This is a genomic window from Peribacillus sp. RS7, assembly GCF_041956845.1.
In the GTDB taxonomy this organism is placed as follows: domain Bacteria; phylum Bacillota; class Bacilli; order Bacillales; family DSM-1321; genus Peribacillus.
Map to the genome: position 1 here is coordinate 1,285,214 of NZ_CP168135.1, position 16,184 is coordinate 1,301,397.

Sequence of the window (16,184 nt, forward strand, 5' to 3'; positions counted from 1 at the left end):
AAATTATAAAGCGTTTACATAAAATTGTAAACGCTTTTTTCACTTGCAGATCAAGTCAACAAAACAGGATAATATCTGCCTTTGATAGACTGGCCCTCTTAATGACTCTTTCTTACTTTTTCTAAAATTAATATAACTTCAATTATATTTTTAACTAGGCATATGGAATTGACCATGTTCCATATCCTCGTGCTGTTCCTTATTTCAACCAAAAAAAAGAGACATCAAATCGTTTACGATAGGATGTCTCAAAATCTATTCGATTATCATTTTACCTGTTCCCCAAACATTCAGTTGATTATAGATCCTTCATCCTTTTTAATGTATAAAGGAAATATCCCCAGTTATTTATAGTGGACGGGATGCTTATGTGTTCATCAGGTGTATGTACGGAAAATATATCCGGTCCGATTGAAACAGTATCCAATCCTGGTATCTTATCAATGAATACCCCGCATTCGATCCCTGCATGCACAGCGATGATTTCAATATCCTCATGATATTTTTCTTTGTATGTTTCTTCAAATAATTGCTTGAGTTTCGAATCGGGATTATAGGGCCATTCCGGATAATCCGCATCTACCAATATCTCGCATCCAAGCATATCAGCTATCGCCTTTGCCTGAGTGACCATATTATATTTGAGGCTTTTGACCGAACTCCTGATTTCACTTTCGAATATCATTTCCGCTTCATTTGTCGTAACGACCCCTAGATTCGTCGAACTTTCCACTAATCCTTCTATTCCCATGCTCATTCCTTGAACGCCATGCGGGATTACCAGTAAAGAGGTAATGGCTTTAGATACCGTCTCTTTGGAAAAAACGTTTGAAGAAATCGTTTCGATCTTTTCAAACCTAATCGATACCTCAGGGTCGGAAGATTGCAGTTCATTTTTAAAAGTATCTTCCCATTGCCGGAGTCTCTCCTCTATCTTCTGAACATCTTCTACATGAATCAGTACAGTCGCCTCTGCTTCACGAGGAATCGCATTCCCTTTCAGGCCACCGTTCATTTGCTGTATGAAGCAAGGAAAGTCTGTCGTTAATTCATGTAATACTCTGCCCAAAAGTTTATTGGAGTTCCCTCTTTCCTTATGGATGGACATACCGGAGTGTCCGCCCTTTAACCCTTTAATCCTGATGTTATAAGATACAGCTTCAACAATTGAAGCCGATTCCCATCCGATTTGCAGGATTTGCCGAACGCGTATTCCTCCTGCTGAGCTGACCAACAGCTTTCCATCTTCCTCCGAATCGATATTGATCATCATTTTTCCCTTGAAGTGAGCCGGATCCACAGCAAGTGCACCGTTCATTGTCGTTTCTTCTTCAGTCGTTATGACTATTTCAAGAGCAGGATGCGGAATATCATTTGCATCCAATAATGCCAAAGCATAAGCAACTGCAATCCCATTATCCGCCCCTAAAGTTGTCTCCGTCGCATACAACATGTCACCCACAATCCTTAATTGAAGCGGATCCTTCTCAAAATCATGAAGTGTACCCTTGTTCTTTTCGCAAACCATATCCATATGCCCCTGGATAATGACGGTAGGTGCACTTTCATATCCAATTGTGGCAGGCTTTTTGATAATGACATTCAGTGCTTCATCCTGAATCACCACCAGGTCCCTATCCTTAGCAAAGCGAACCAAATAGTCACTGATCGTTTTTTCATTGGCTGATCCTCTCGGGATTTCGGAAATCGCTGCAAAATAATGAAACACAGGATGGCCCGTTAATTTTTCTAAAGTGCTATACATGGAATTCATCCTTTCATTTATCTTATTTATGAATCTACTCTAGAATGGATCGCTACCACTCTCGTGAATAATGGATACAGGATATACCCCAGGTAAACACCAATCATATTCAGTATCAGATCATCGACATCCAAACTGCCGCGCCGAAAAACAAACTGACAGATTTCGATGCCCGAAATCGAAAGTAATGGATAAAGAAATTTCCTTGAAGTTGATGGATCTTTCCCTTCCTTGGACAATAAATATAGCCCGAATGGAATGAACAGTCCCACATTGGCGCTAAGATTATAAAATGACACAAGCCCGTTCATTTCGTTCGAAAAATATGAAAGAATCGTGGAAAAAGGAATCAAATTATACGAATAGACCTGCCCTTTTGGCCGAAAGAACAACAAAACCATTAATGATAAACTGTAGCCACTGAAGGCTGCCTGCCACAAAAGGCGCGGAATTTTGACCATTTCACCTCGAAAATAAAGAACCGCAAGCGAAACGAAAATGAATATACAAAACCAGACAACCATGATCACCAAAGGATTCAAATATAATAGGAGCTGAAGGAAAAGAGGCAAACCGCATAAAAACAGTGCTTGCGACAGCAAAAGGGAAAGCATGACCGATTTTAGAGACATGTAACTCCCTCCCCTTCTATTTCTTTCCAAATTACTGCATATCATTATATCCTAGGACATCTTTAACACTCCGTCAACAAACTACTTCAAAGGGAAGCTTTTTAGAATGAATCAACGATGGGAAGGATAATTCGTCCTTATTCCTAATTCGTCCGATGTGTGGGATATTTCGGCCTACATCCGGATAATTCGACCGATGTGCGGGTTTATTCGACCTTACTCCGGATAATTCGACCGATGTGTGGGTTTATTCGACCTTACTCCGGATAATTCGTCCGATGTGTGGGTTTATTCGACCTTACTCCGGATAATTCGACTGTTGTGTGGAATAATTCGGCCTTCAACCAAAATTCGATCTTCTAGTAACAAAAAGCCGGTTCCTCACGATCCAGGAATCCGACTTTGTTTTACGTTATTCAGATGTAATCATCTTAGCAAGGATTGGTATTTAATCCTCATTATAAGGCACGGTATTTTTTAAAACTGATGATATTGATGGTTATAAAAACGACGGAAAATGCCAGGAGAATGAGTAAATCCAGTAAAATATCATTGAATGTGAAACCTTTGTACATAATGCCGTTCATGGCATCCGACGCGTAATAGAGCGGCATGACCTTGCCGATTTTTTGCAGCCAGTCTGCCATGCCATCTAATGGGAAAATCCCTGTAAAGAAGACTTGCGGCACGATGACCAGCGGAATGAATTGTACCATTTGGAATTCAGATGTTGCGAAACTCGATAGTAATGTACCAAGCGATAATGCAACGAGCGCGACGAGTATATTCGTCAATAAAACGAGCCATATTGAGCCAACAAGCACGATATCCAGCACATTTACAGCATATAGGACGACTATTATCGTTTGAATAAGAGCAAATAAGCCATATCCGATCACATAACCCGCTACGATTTCGTATCGTTTAATCGGTGTCGCAAGCAGCCGTTCCAACGTACCACTTGTTCGCTCCTTCAAAAGCGCAATACCCGCTATTAAAAATACGAAGAAGAAAACGAAAAAGCTAACGAGCATCGGACTGAAAGTATCAAAACCCTTTGTGTTTGCATCCCCGTAAACATATTGCTCCTCAATTGAAGGAGTATTTTTCTGTTTCCCTTGCAACGCCTGCATCATTTGCATTTGAACGGCCTTTGCACGAGCCGGTTCGTCGTTTAACAGCGTCAATTTTATCTGGCCATTTTCAACTTGTAACCAGCCATCCGTATTATTTTCGATCATTCTTTCCTTAGAAAACTTTTCAGCAGCCGTTACTTGAAAATCCGCTTGTTTCAATGCATTAACCAGAGTTTCCTCACTGCCTGTAACAACGATTTCCAAATCACTCGCTTCTGTATCGAAAATAAAATACATGAGCGTTAAAATGAGCAATGGAGCAAGGAAAAATAAAGCGAGTGTCCTTCGATCCCTTCGCATCTGCTGTATAATTCGAGTAACAAGAGAGGCAATTCTCATGATAGTCCACCTCCAATCCTCAAAAAAACATCATCAAGCGTTTCGACTGCATATTGTGTTTTTAAAGCTGCCGGTGTTCCTGATGCGATGATTTCACCTTCACGCAGCATCGCCAGTTTATCGCATCGTTCCGCCTCATCCATCACATGAGTCGTGATGATGATCGTCTTATGATCTTCATTTCTTAAACGTTCAAGTTCCTGCCAAATGGATTGTTTCAGCAAAGGGTCTATCCCTACGGTCGGTTCATCCAAAATGAGGATCTCCGGGTTTTGGATGAGTGCAACCGCCAGTGACAGACGCCGTTTCATCCCACCGGAATAATACGCTACCCGAACGTTCAAATCATTCGTCAATTGTACGATTTCAGCTGCATATTGAATGCGTTCCCTTCGTTCCTTTTTCGATAAACGGTAAAGCTTCGCAAAAAATGCGAGATTTTCAGCTCCCGTCAGTTCTGTATATAAAGCATCGGACTGTGCCATATAGCCGACATCCATTAACAGTGCTTCATTTGGCACTTCATGATCAAGAACCGTGACTTTACCCGCATCGGGCTTAATCAATCCGACAATCATCTTAATCAAGGTCGTCTTTCCGCATCCGGATGGACCTAACAAGCCGAAAATCCCATTTTTTTCTATATTCAGATTCAATGGCTGAATGACCTTTTTATGATGAAAACCTTTAGCAATTCCTTCAATGGAAATAGCATTTTTCATTGTACACACATCCTTCCTCTTTAATTGACACGGTGTTGAGTGTATCATCATTCTAAGGTAGCATTTGGTCTAATACAATCAACATATTTGGAAAAAATGTTAAGTGAAGGAGACATTTCATGGGATCGATTCATGAGGATATGGTACATAAAACGAAACTGCAGATACAACATCATTTTATTGCACTCGTAGAAACAGAGGGGTTCTCACATGTAACAGTGAAGAAAATTGCGGAACGCGCTAACATTAATCGGGGCACATTTTATTTGCATTATACGGATAAATATGAATTGATGGATCACTTACAGCAGGAATTGTTAAATGAACTTCAAACACGGATTACTGCCATTCTGCCGAAAGAGGCTTTTTTGGCTCTTCATCATCAACAACTTTACCCGCCCTTCGTAGCAATTTTTCAATTCATTAGTGAACATGCACATGCATTAAGGGCCATTCTTGGTGATCAGGGAGATCCTTCTTTTGCAAAAAAAATAAAGCGTGTATTCGGTGAAGTGCTGTTGGAGCGACTAATCAGCCAGCATCCAGCAGCAAAAGATGAGGCGTTTCGTAAGTATATGCATGCCTTCATGACATCAGCGATTTTAGGCGTGATACAGGAGTGGCTGGAGAATTGCGACGGCCAAACGGTGGAAGAAATGGCGAAAATTCATTTTCAAATCTTGAACTTCATCAGCCAAGTGCGGACATTCGTTCAATGAACTTTTTATAAGAGGCATGTTCCATTTACATGCCTTTTATAAAAAGTTACATCTTTTCCCCGGCATTCCCAATGGAATAATACCTGCTCTTCGAGGCCTTCATACTAAGTATGGACAGTAAAATTGATACGGCGAACATGATCATGGTACCTGAAATGACCACCAACCTAATCGAAATGAAATGTGCTGAGACACCAACAATCGCTGTAGTCATGATGATCAGTAAAGCTTCCAACAAGCCAAAAATACTTCCAACCCTCCCCATAATCTCCACTGGAATATTATTTTGATAAAATGTTTGAAAGCCTGTGTTGGCAAAAGCCAGTGAAAAGGCAATGATGAAAAATCCGATGGCGGCCATCGAAAAGGAATTTGAAAGGGCATAGATCACATAACCTATCGATACAAATAAAGATCCAAGTCCAATTAGGTACGATATTGGTATTTTATTGATGAATACCGCATTGACTATTGCACCCGCAATGATGCCTGCCCCGGCGATGCTTACAAGGAATCCGTAATCGCTGTCCGACAAAAGGAGCACGGCCTTGGCAAACACCGCTTCTTGGGAATCCATGGCCGTTTCCATTACTACCATACAGCTGAATAAGAAATAAATGAGCATGATATAGGAAAATTTCCGGCTGAAGTCCATGACGATGCCCCAATCCTTTTTCATGATGGTCCAAGACAGGTAATGACTGGATTGTTCAAGGGAACGTTCCTTTTCAAGATCGGGCATGAATAGAGTGATGATGCCGGATAATAATAAGGCAGCCGCGTTAATGTAAATGGCTAAAACGGGTGTACCGATCAAGAAAAGGAGACCCGCTATCGCAGGTCCAATCAAAAAAGCCCCAGAATCCATTAAGCTTCGTAACGAGTTAAATCGTTTCCTCTGTTCAATGGGTATTAATTTTGTTATATAAGATCTTGATGTCGTTCCGAACATGGCCCCTGCCATATTGATCACGAAGACAAGGGAATAGATGACCCAAATAGAAGAAGTCAATGGCAGCAAGGCTATGAATACCGCTCGAAATAGGTCAAGTGCCACCATTAGATTTCGCTTATTTATCCGGTCGATCACGCTGCCTGCCCAAACATTCGTAAATATGGCAGCCATCGGTTTAACGATATAAAGTCCAGCTACCGCTAAAGCTGAATCAGTCATATCAAGCACGATTAAATTAAGTGCAATAAAATAAACCCATGCACCAAAGTTGGAAATCCCGATCCCGAACAATAGGATGGAGGGATATTTCCAAGCTACTAATGAATTTTTGAATGTCAACGCTTCTCCTCCTTAGAAAAGGAAATATAAACAATAAAAAAATCCCATCCCCAGGAAAGGCTTCTCTGGGACGAGATCAATAGTGCGGTGTTACTACGCACCATAACGGAAGTTCCCGTCACAGCATCCCCTTCCCATACTGGAGAATTGCTTCAATTTATGCTTACTCCTTCCAGTTGACGGTGCTCTCTGATATGTGGTCATTCCATTTGCTTTCTCTTCATTACATCCAGATTCATCACTTTTCTAAATTTTAACATTATTGTATTAATAGTGTAAACGTCATAATTTTCAACGCAAAAAAACTCATTCAAAAATAAATGAGTTTAAAAGCAAAACAAGTTATGGATTTTTCGCTCTAGTTCCCGGATAGTACACAGGATGACATAATTTCAGTTGATTTACCTTAGAGAAAACAATTTTAACAACGGATTCTTTTTCTTATCCGTTATCCTTAACTCATTCATTATGATTTGATCCTCATGATCGGCTATCCATTTCCTAAGTGCATCTTTATCCTGGCATTGTGTTAAATATGTCTGTCCACCCTTGCCTGTAGCGTTAATAACATATCTATTGAACGTCTTCTCCATAATTGCCCGCCTTTTTTATAAAATGTTTGAAACCTTTAAATAAGAATGCCATACTTTTTTTCTTTATGATTTTCAAAAGAAAAATAATTTATTTATATTAGAAAATAGATTTGCAATGACATGTTCTGCTTGAAAGTGTTGAATAAAGTACATCGATTTTGGTCATCATAATCAGCTTAATCGAACCTATCATAAGGTGCTAACTAATATTTGTCAATACGTTTTTAAAATGTAAATAAAACGTAAATTTTCAGTCTTGTTAAAGAAATATTTTTTTACACTTTAGGGGTTTACAACTGCTAAATGATGGGAGTAGAATACGTTTATCAATTTAATGCAATTCGGCCAAAACTCAAGGGAATTGAGTACGGAGGACCCAATCATTTGGGGTTAATTCTGCCTTGCAGAAGGGATGAGATCAGCTCTTTCGCCATCCTACCCGTCAGCTAACTTCGTCGGCTAAAGCGAAGGAGGTCATAAGACCGCCTATTTCGGGAGCTTTTTTTGCACTCTTTTTGTGACAAAAAAGCCTTTCGATGTTTTCGCAGGTCTTTTTATTATGCTTTGAAAAAGATTTATAAAGAGGATTGATGGTTAAGATTTCATAAGTTTTACACAATATTTTTATAGGTAGGGATGATCATTTGATAAAAGCAAAAAATTTATTGGATCCGCCAAAAATCCTTGTACTCGGCTTTGCCATCCTGATACTTATTGGGGCCTATTTGCTGACCCTGCCGATTTCGACTGAAAATGGGAATGGCCTTTCTTTTCTGGATGCTTTATTCACATCAACCTCCGCTACATGTGTAACAGGGCTTGTGGTGGTGGATACGGGAACGACTTTCACCACCTTTGGTGAGTTGGTCATCTTAACACTGATTCAGATAGGCGGCCTAGGGTTCATGACATTTGCCACGTTTTTCTTTTTCTTATTAGGCAAAAAAATTTCTTTAAAAGGCAGGCTACTCTTGCAGGAGTCCTTAAATAATCTATCCATGGCAGGTGTAGTCAAGTTAGTAAAACGGCTTTTAATTTTCACGGCCATCATTGAGGGCGTGGGTGCCCTTATCTTATCAATCCGCTTTTCTTTTGACATGCCAGTCGGCAAGGCGATCTATTACGGGGTTTTTCATTCCATATCGAATTTCAATAACGCCGGCTTTGATTTAATGGGGGAATTCAGGAGTTTGACCCCTTATGTATCGGACCCATTCGTAACCCTTACCGTCGCCTTCCTCATCACGTTTGGCGGAATAGGTTTTATCGTAATGAATGAACTATACGAATATCGTGAAACCCATCGTTTATCCGTACATACGAAGGTTGTTCTGATGACTAGCTTGACCCTTACAATCGTCGGCGCAATTTTAATCTTTTTATTCGAGTTCGGTAATGCCAAAACATTGCAGCCTTTATCTTTCATGGGTAAAGCGTTATCATCTTTATTTCAATCGGTTTCACCAAGGACAGCAGGCTCCAATACGTTGAATATCCCTGATTTAACTCAACCTACATTACTGCTCATCATTTTCTTGATGTTCGTTGGGGCCTCACCCGGATCGACTGGCGGCGGGATTAAAACAACAACATTTGCGACGCTTCTTGGAACGGTTTGGTCACAGATTAAAGGAAAGGGTGATGTAGTATTATTCCGTCACCGCATTTTGAATGAAACCATCTTTAAAGCATTATCCGTTACTTTCATCGGGGTCTTCCTCGTTTCAATCATTTCCATTCTGCTGACCATCACAGAAAGCGGAAGTGATTTCTTGATGATTTTATTTGAAGCCACTTCAGCATTCGCCACAGTGGGACTTTCAATGGGTTTGACTCCCGAATTATCACCGGTTGGCCGGATGCTTATCATTTTCACGATGTTTGCAGGCCGGGTGGGTCCTTTGACTTTGGCCTTTGCCATCGCAATGAGGCGTAAGCCAGATCCCTTCCGTCATCCAAAAGGGAAAATCATGATTGGTTAACCAAAACTGAAGGAGTGTAAATGATGGGAAAACGACAATATGCCGTGATCGGTTTAGGCAGATTCGGAAGTAGTGTGGCAGATAGATTATATACCGCTGGCCAAGAGGTATTGGGTATTGATATCAGCGAGGAAAGAGTCGAGAATGCGGAACTGAGCGTTACCCATGCAGTCATGGCGGATACCACTGAAGAAGAGACATTGAAATCCATCGGAATCCGTAATTTCGATTGTGTCATCGTAGCCATCGGAAATGATATGCAATCAAGCATTTTGACTACCTTGCTTTTAAAAGAGCTTGGGGTCAAAAAGGTCATTGCCAAAGCACTTAATAAAAATCACGGTCAGGTGCTCACTAAAGTTGGTGCCGACTGGGTCATCTATCCTGAGAGGGATATGGGGGAACGGGTCGCGAATCAGCTCCTGTTCCCTAACATGCTGAACTATATAGAGCTGTCTAAAGAATACAATATCGAGGAAATCATCCTCCCCATGAGCATGAAGGGAAAAAGCCTCAGGGAACTTGATTTACGCGCTAAATATAATATCAGCGTCATTGCCATCGTGAGTAACGGAGAAATTATCATAGCACCGTCACCAGATCAGGATATCCATGAAAAAGATATGCTTTTGGTCGTTGGCAATAAAGAAGACCTAGCCGTCTTTGCAAATATTGAATAATCCGGCAGGTTCCGGCTCTTGCCTTATGGAGCCCGCCACCTATTTTGAATGTAGCATCACCTATACATGCGAGAAGACCGCCATATGGAGGTCTTCTCGATGAAATTTATAACGAGCATACCCTTGCCATGTATATGTATGTATTATTTTATCGTACTGATCGCTTGGGCAAGAGTGGACTTTATCGTCACTTTATCAAAAGGCAGTTGAAGCTTAACGGCAGTCATGGCTATTTCCGGCCGAAGTCCTGAAAGGGTTGTATGAATTCCGATCAAATGTAAGGATTCAATCAATTGTGACAGTTGGTGGGCGGATGCACTATCTATTGCATGAACGCCCGATAGGTCAATGAAAAGCCTGGTGACATTTTTTTCAGCGCACTTTTGTAAGGTGTTTTCAAGCAAGGACATGCCCCTCGTCGTGTCAATATCGCCTATCAGGGGAAGCAACGCGGTATTATCTTTAAGGGAAATGATGGGCGTGCTCAATTCATCGATCGTGGCCTGTTGGGCTTTCATAATTTTATTGGCATATTTATGATTCGCTTCCGTAAACCTCTCCATCACTTCACTGAACACCTTGACCACTATCCGATACCAGGAATTTACTTCCTCCCGTGTATATCGATCTCCATGCAATCCCACAAATCGGTCAATGTAATCCAGATATTGCTCTTGCGTTCGAAAAAACTCCCTCAATATAAAATAGATGGGTGTGTTTAAATGCTGCTCATCCTGACCGATATCTTCAATCCACTCATCAAGACGCTTAAAGAATTCCCTTTCCTCTGTAACAAATATCTGAAAGAAATGTAAGTGGAACTCATTATTTTGTTGCTTCAGTTTTTTAATCACTTTGGGATCGGGTGAGCTATAAACCCCCGACTTATCATTTTTATTCAATGTTGCGTACCAATCCTCAGTCAATTGAGCTGCCTCACCTAATAAAAAGGAATATAGTTCTTTATTTCTGTGCATAAACTCCTCCACCTATTTAATTTTTTTATAATATCTAATGCTATTAAAGGCTGAACCAGCATTGTCAGGGTATTGAAAGTTAACCGTTTTATCAACAAAAGAAGCATCGAGGATAACCGCTTCAATACTTAAGATCCCATGCCAATGGTCCCTCCATTCCATATACCTTCCCAGCTGTTTTTGAAACCATACAACCACTGATTTTTCAAAAAAAAAATCTGCAAGAACATTCATCTATCATTCTGGTAAAGCGGCATTCACCAAATCGTATTTTTTTGTTATAGTTTACCATTTTTATTTTTTGTTAACAAATTCACCGCCATCCTGCCCCTTTTCTTTATCACGTAAAAAAGGACCTGATCCCAGATCCTCCGTTCAGTGAAATTGAGCTATACTATCCACATAACCTAATTAACCTCATGAGAATTACCTTTTCATAAATATTGCGGTCCATAAACCCTGCACCCCAAAGGTTTCATCAGATTGTTCCATTTTCCTCATTTTACGTATTTCCACCACTTCAAAATCCTTGAAGATCATTCTAAGTTTTTCTTCAGTAAAACCTAATCCGCCTTTAAGGCTTCTTTGCCTATATACCTCCCAATCCGAGATATCTGCACCACCCAATATGCCGCCTTCCACAAAACAAGTAATCGAATACATTCCCTTAGGCCTTAACGCCTTTTTCACCATCTCCAAATAATTGATCCTTCGATGTGGAGCAATATGATGAAAACAACCTGAATCATATACAAAGTCATATTGCCCTTCCCCAATGTCCAATTCAAATATATTCCTTTGAATGAAGTTCACGTGCACTTTGCTTTCTTCCGCTCGTTCTTTCCCCCATTCCAAGGCTTCCTTTGAAAGATCCACCGCATCAACGGAACAGCCCTTTTGAGCAAGGTAAATAGCATTTCTTCCAGGTCCGCACCCAAGCTCAAGAACCTTTCCTGACCCAAGTGACCCACTATCAAAGTATTGAACCAAATTCTCATCAGGGAGGTTTCCGAAAAAGGGAATCCCTTTTTCACGGTCTTCATAAAAACCATTCCAGAATGCAGTGGGCTCACGCAATAACGAATCCAGCATGTTCAATAGATCTTCATAGGTTGTAATCGTCTCCGACAAAACTATCACCTCTTCCCATTAAATCCCACCATTTAATTATATCGATTTCGGTCGGCGCCCATGTAACAGCTGCATCAAAAATGCGTTACAGATGGCGTTCACACACTATTGGAACCCGTTGATTATTTAATGTCCACTGGCATTTAAAGGTATCAAGAATGTGCTCTAACTGCCTTCTGATAGTATTTATCCACCATTACTTAATAACCCGTTGATCAGTCCTATATCCATAATAGATGAGGCAGGGGCTTTTTATTTACATGTCAATCATTACATGTACTTTACAGCGGATCAGGCTTACGTTTTCCTATATAAACAGACTGATCCATATGTAAGGCTGTATAGAAAAGAAGGACACTTAGAAGACTTAATTGGAATTTTTCTTTTTAAAAATCCTTTTAAAATAAGCCGACCTAAGGAAAAACAAACAAAAGGTATGATGGATGACGTAATAAGTGAGATTGAAGAGTATATGAAAAATGACTGGAAACTATCCCCCTTTCATTTTCGAGAATGTTTCCACATCTTTATAGGTCTTTACATGAATTAAAAATAGTATGCGACGCAGTGGTCCGCGATAACGGACATGTTTAAGAACGACCCTCCAAATATAAAGCCCCCAACTGACACACTCCATATTATACAAATTACCTTGACTGTCATAGTAATACACTATAAGATATACCAAAGGAGGTGAGGATTTGGTTGAACGTAAACTATCCTCTGACTTGCTTCGCGGACATGTAGATACGATGATTCTAAAACTCCTGCAAAGTGGCGATAAATATGGTTATGAAATCAGCAAACTGATATATGTGAGTTCAAATGAGCAATATGAAATAAAGGAAGCTACGATGTATTCCAGCTTAAAACGTCTAGAAAAAGATGGTTGCATCATCTCTTATTGGGGAGATGCTACACAAGGCGGAAGAAGGAAGTATTACAAAATCACCCCAATCGGGGAAGAGACATATACGCAAAATAAAAATGACTGGGAGCAGGCCAAGAGAATACTTGAACGCCTCTTGTAAGAAAGGAAGATGAAATGTGATTGAAAAACTGCATGCACATGTTCATAGCATTTTTGCCCCGTACAAAAATGCAAAAACCACAAAGGAATTGGAAGAAGAACTGCTGCAAAACTTACTGGAAAAATACAATGACCATAAAAGGAATGGCTCTAGTGAGCAAGAAGCTTATAAGCTGACTGTGGATTCAATTGGAGAAGTATCAGAGCTCATGGAATCACTCAACCTTCAGTATAACGAGCTTGAGCAGGCGATATCCATGGACTATTCCAGACACCGTTTATTGGATTCCGACTTCCGCTCGGTTTCCGTGCATGATGGGAAATTTAATTCCTGTGATTTAAGCCGTTCTGACTTCAGCCATTCGGACCTGACGAACAGCACATTTAAAAGCAGTAACTTAAATGACTGCATCTTTGAAAACGCCAATTTAACTAGTGCCTTATTTAAAAGTGCCAATTTAAAAGGCGTAACTTTCAAGAACAGCATTTATAACAAGACCCATTTTAAAGGCTGTAATTTATCTGGTCTTATATTTGATGGGGAAACATTCAACCAAACCGTTTTCGAGGGTTCTTCATTGAAAAAGGCATCATTTCGCGACGCCACACTCATCAATGTTCAATTTCGGGTGTCCGATTTAAAGAAAATTGACTTTACGGGAGCTTCGATGGATAAACTCACTTACAACTTTTTACATGGAGGTAAGGTTGATCTTAGCGGCGTGACCATCATCTAAGGAGGAATTTCCAATGACTTTACCGTTAGCGATTGTCGTATCCACCTCAATCATTTGCGTGACCGTGTTTCTGACTGCGGTCGTTTTAAAAGGAATGAGCATGGGGGAATGATTCATCAAGAACCCTGTGCTAAGACATGAAACGTCTTGGCACAGGGTTTTTCGTTTTCAATATACCTTTCTCATCATTCAACCGCCCATCCTCCCCTGCATGAACCTTTAGACTTCCACTTCAAATTCATTAACGTAGACAGCATTCCCTGTGATTTCAATATCATAGTTGTCATGGTTTTTTATAGCCGTAACGCGGACCCTGCCATCCTTTCCTATTTCATTTCCCTGTTCTATTAACAGGTGCAGCTCATTTTCACGGTCATCTTTTATGTATTTTGCATAATATGCGCCCATTACACCTGAAGCCGTTCCTGTAACCGGGTCCTCAAGCGTACCTGAAAATGGCGAGGAAAAATGCCGGGCATGCATATAGGCATCCTGATCGTACGTTTCCAAGCAAAAGGGATGAACAGAAGCTCTTGGCATTTCCTTTAAAATTTGTGGAAACAGTTTATTGTTCGCCTTCATCTTTTTGAATCCATTGAGGTCATTTATCGGAATCAGTAAAGTCCATAAACCTGTACTTCCATACATAATAGGTAACTCCGCTTCCAGATCTTCTATATCAAGTCCGAGGGAACTCGCTAAATCCCGCTTATCTCCGCTAAACTCTTCAAACGTTGGGGTAGCCTGCTTCATCGTAATGTATAGCTCTTAATCAGCCATCGTATGGATCTTGATTGGTAATATTCCCGCTCCTGTTTCAATCATCAGCTCATCTTTATCCAATAATCCTCTGGTCTTCAATGCATGAATGGCAGCCATTGTTGCGTGTCCGCAAAGATTCATTTCGTGTCCTGGTGTAAAATAACGGATTCTAAGATCGGCAATATCGGACTCCATGGGAAAAGAGGTTTCATTGAACCCCACCTTCAGCGCTATATCCTGCATTTCCTTTTCCGTCAGTCCATCCGCATCTAAAACCACACCTGCCGGATTTCCTTTATTCGGTTTACTGCTGAACGCATCGTAATGAAAAACCCTAACCATTTTCAAATCTAACATCTCCTATTAACCGAATGGTGCTTCTCTTGAATAGTAATTCTATGTTCTTTATAAAATCCCTTTTTCGTCCAGTTTACCTATATTAAGAGAAACAACCATTGATTTTATTTTCTGACTATTGCACAATGACTCAAATTCATCTAATTTCATTTATAATTCCATGAAGGGAAAAAGTACGTTATAGTTTCTGTTCCAAAGAGAGCTGGTGCTTTGCTGAAAGCCAGTGTCCAGAATATAACCGAAGATCATCCCTGAGAAGTAAAGCCGAATCCTTAGTAAGCTTTATCGGTTTCCCCCGTTATAAGGGACAACGTATTATTGTACGTTCGTAAAGGGTAGTAATTTGCTTTCGAAGCATTTTATTAAACAAGAGTGGTACCGCGAGTTCAAATCTCGTCTCTTAATGAGACGGGTTTTTTTGTATTTAATTCAATGAAAATAAAGGCAAAGAGGTGCAGGTCTAATGCAGACACTATTATTCGTAACAGATTTAAACTATGAAGCAAAAGGAAGAAATTATTACGAGGAGGATTTATATCTAACTTCAAAACTTAGGGAAGATTTTCAATTGGTCATTTGTCATCCTGAAGATATTGAAACGTTTGAAAAGGATTTTGACCTAATTGTATTTCGAAATGCTGGTCCAGTAGCGAATTTTAAAGATAAGTATCAAGCATTCCGTAAAAGAGTGGCTACCGATCATTTGAAAACTTACAATTCATTTATAGGAAAGGCTGATATGAACGGAAAAGAATACTTAATAGAACTAACTAATGCTCAATTTCCTGTCATTCCAACTATCGATACGGTTCACTCCCTAGATAAACTGCCTAATGTAGACACGTATATCGTAAAGCCGAAAGATGGAGCGGATTCTATCGGTTTGGAATTTGTTACGAAAGAAGAATTGGGAGATAAAATGAATTCGGAATCAAAGAACACATTGGTACAACCATTTATCAATTTTGAATATGAAGTCTCATTTTACTTTATCGATACAGAATTTCAGTATGCCCTTTATGCACCGGATAAAGAGAAAAGATGGGAATTGAAAGAATATGTACCTACCGAAGAAGATCTAGCTTTTGCTCAACGATTTATTGAATGGAACAACCTTGATTGGGGGATTCAACGCGTTGATGCGTGCCGGAATGAGCATGGTGAACTATTATTAGTTGAACTGGAAGATTTAAATCCCTATCTTTCTTTGTTGGAATTAACCGATGAAACACGCCAGAATTTCGTAAAAGCCCTGAAAAAATCAATCCAGAAAGCACTGGAAGCTTAGAATTTCGAATGAAGTGTGTGTAGGTCGAATTACTGCGGAG

General features: G+C 40.1%; 16 protein-coding genes, 1 pseudogene, 1 riboswitch and 1 other annotated feature. Of the genes and pseudogenes, 7 read left to right on the plus strand and 10 right to left on the minus strand.

Features of this window, described 5'->3' with window-relative positions; all coding sequences use genetic code 11:
- Positions 1–298: 298 nt before the first annotated feature.
- The 4 genes from ACDZ29_RS06610 to ACDZ29_RS06625 form a co-directional block, all read right to left on the minus strand.
- On the minus strand, positions 299–1,765 hold the full coding sequence (locus ACDZ29_RS06610; RefSeq protein WP_375090480.1) for an aminoacyl-histidine dipeptidase: 1,467 nt from the start codon (positions 1,763–1,765) through the stop codon (positions 299–301).
- Between the two features lie 26 nt (positions 1,766–1,791).
- Positions 1,792–2,397 (minus strand): VanZ family protein, encoded by a 606-nt coding sequence (locus ACDZ29_RS06615; protein WP_375090482.1) that lies wholly within the window; start codon positions 2,395–2,397, stop codon positions 1,792–1,794.
- A 458-nt stretch (positions 2,398–2,855) separates the two neighbouring features.
- Positions 2,856–3,872 (minus strand): ABC transporter permease, encoded by a 1,017-nt coding sequence (locus ACDZ29_RS06620; protein ID WP_375090484.1) that lies wholly within the window; start codon positions 3,870–3,872, stop codon positions 2,856–2,858.
- Entirely contained in the window at positions 3,869–4,594 is a 726-nt protein-coding gene (locus ACDZ29_RS06625) for an ABC transporter ATP-binding protein (protein WP_375090486.1), read from the minus strand. Before ACDZ29_RS06625 ends, ACDZ29_RS06620 begins: the two co-directional genes overlap by 4 nt.
- A gap of 119 nt (positions 4,595–4,713) precedes the next feature.
- Between ACDZ29_RS06625 and ACDZ29_RS06630 the strand changes: the two genes are divergently transcribed.
- On the plus strand, positions 4,714–5,313 hold the full coding sequence (locus ACDZ29_RS06630; protein WP_375090488.1) for a TetR/AcrR family transcriptional regulator C-terminal domain-containing protein: 600 nt from the start codon (positions 4,714–4,716) through the stop codon (positions 5,311–5,313).
- 46 nt (positions 5,314–5,359) lie between these two features.
- Here ACDZ29_RS06630 and ACDZ29_RS06635 read toward each other — a convergent pair whose 3' ends face one another.
- Together ACDZ29_RS06635 and ACDZ29_RS06640 are read right to left on the minus strand one after the other, a co-directional pair.
- Positions 5,360–6,607, minus strand: a complete 1,248-nt coding sequence (locus tag ACDZ29_RS06635; RefSeq protein ID WP_375090490.1) for an MFS transporter — start codon at positions 6,605–6,607, stop codon at positions 5,360–5,362.
- A gap of 401 nt (positions 6,608–7,008) precedes the next feature.
- Entirely contained in the window at positions 7,009–7,200 is a 192-nt protein-coding gene (locus tag ACDZ29_RS06640; RefSeq protein WP_289314755.1) for a hypothetical protein, read from the minus strand.
- 333 nt (positions 7,201–7,533) lie between these two features.
- Positions 7,534–7,676: riboswitch (cyclic di-AMP (ydaO/yuaA leader) on the plus strand.
- Between the two features lie 168 nt (positions 7,677–7,844).
- Here ACDZ29_RS06640 and ACDZ29_RS06645 point away from each other — a divergent pair.
- Positions 7,845–9,182 (plus strand): TrkH family potassium uptake protein, encoded by a 1,338-nt coding sequence (locus ACDZ29_RS06645; protein WP_375090492.1) that lies wholly within the window; start codon positions 7,845–7,847, stop codon positions 9,180–9,182.
- A gap of 23 nt (positions 9,183–9,205) precedes the next feature.
- Entirely contained in the window at positions 9,206–9,862 is a 657-nt protein-coding gene (locus tag ACDZ29_RS06650) for a TrkA family potassium uptake protein (protein ID WP_289314753.1), read from the plus strand.
- Between the two features lie 143 nt (positions 9,863–10,005).
- Here ACDZ29_RS06650 and ACDZ29_RS06655 read toward each other — a convergent pair whose 3' ends face one another.
- From ACDZ29_RS06655 to ACDZ29_RS06665, 3 genes are all read right to left on the minus strand, one after another.
- Positions 10,006–10,839: an STAS domain-containing protein gene (locus ACDZ29_RS06655; RefSeq protein ID WP_289326617.1), complete on the minus strand. Its 834-nt coding sequence runs from the start codon at positions 10,837–10,839 to the stop codon at positions 10,006–10,008.
- A 12-nt stretch (positions 10,840–10,851) separates the two neighbouring features.
- The gene (locus ACDZ29_RS06660; RefSeq protein ID WP_375090493.1) at positions 10,852–11,073 is read right to left on the minus strand and encodes a hypothetical protein; all 222 of its coding nucleotides are present in this window, start codon (positions 11,071–11,073) and stop codon (positions 10,852–10,854) included.
- Positions 11,074–11,265: 192 nt separating this feature from the next.
- On the minus strand, positions 11,266–11,970 hold the full coding sequence (locus tag ACDZ29_RS06665; protein WP_375090494.1) for a class I SAM-dependent methyltransferase: 705 nt from the start codon (positions 11,968–11,970) through the stop codon (positions 11,266–11,268).
- A 274-nt stretch (positions 11,971–12,244) separates the two neighbouring features.
- On the opposite strand from ACDZ29_RS06665, the gene ACDZ29_RS06670 reads away from it, so the two are divergent.
- From ACDZ29_RS06670 to ACDZ29_RS06680, 3 genes are all read left to right on the plus strand, one after another.
- Entirely contained in the window at positions 12,245–12,520 is a 276-nt protein-coding gene (locus tag ACDZ29_RS06670) for a hypothetical protein (RefSeq protein ID WP_375090495.1), read from the plus strand.
- Between the two features lie 151 nt (positions 12,521–12,671).
- Positions 12,672–13,001 (plus strand): PadR family transcriptional regulator, encoded by a 330-nt coding sequence (locus ACDZ29_RS06675; protein WP_289314750.1) that lies wholly within the window; start codon positions 12,672–12,674, stop codon positions 12,999–13,001.
- A gap of 16 nt (positions 13,002–13,017) precedes the next feature.
- The gene (locus ACDZ29_RS06680; RefSeq protein WP_375090496.1) at positions 13,018–13,737 is read left to right on the plus strand and encodes a pentapeptide repeat-containing protein; all 720 of its coding nucleotides are present in this window, start codon (positions 13,018–13,020) and stop codon (positions 13,735–13,737) included.
- A 219-nt stretch (positions 13,738–13,956) separates the two neighbouring features.
- Here the strand turns inward: ACDZ29_RS06680 and ACDZ29_RS06685 are convergent.
- Positions 13,957–14,847: pseudogene (locus ACDZ29_RS06685) on the minus strand (PhzF family phenazine biosynthesis isomerase).
- 160 nt (positions 14,848–15,007) lie between these two features.
- Positions 15,008–15,260 (plus strand) — a binding site (T-box leader).
- A 59-nt stretch (positions 15,261–15,319) separates the two neighbouring features.
- Here ACDZ29_RS06685 and ACDZ29_RS06690 point away from each other — a divergent pair.
- Complete coding sequence (locus tag ACDZ29_RS06690; protein WP_375090497.1) at positions 15,320–16,144, plus strand: hypothetical protein; 825 nt, start codon at positions 15,320–15,322, stop codon at positions 16,142–16,144.
- Positions 16,145–16,184: the final 40 nt, after the last annotated feature.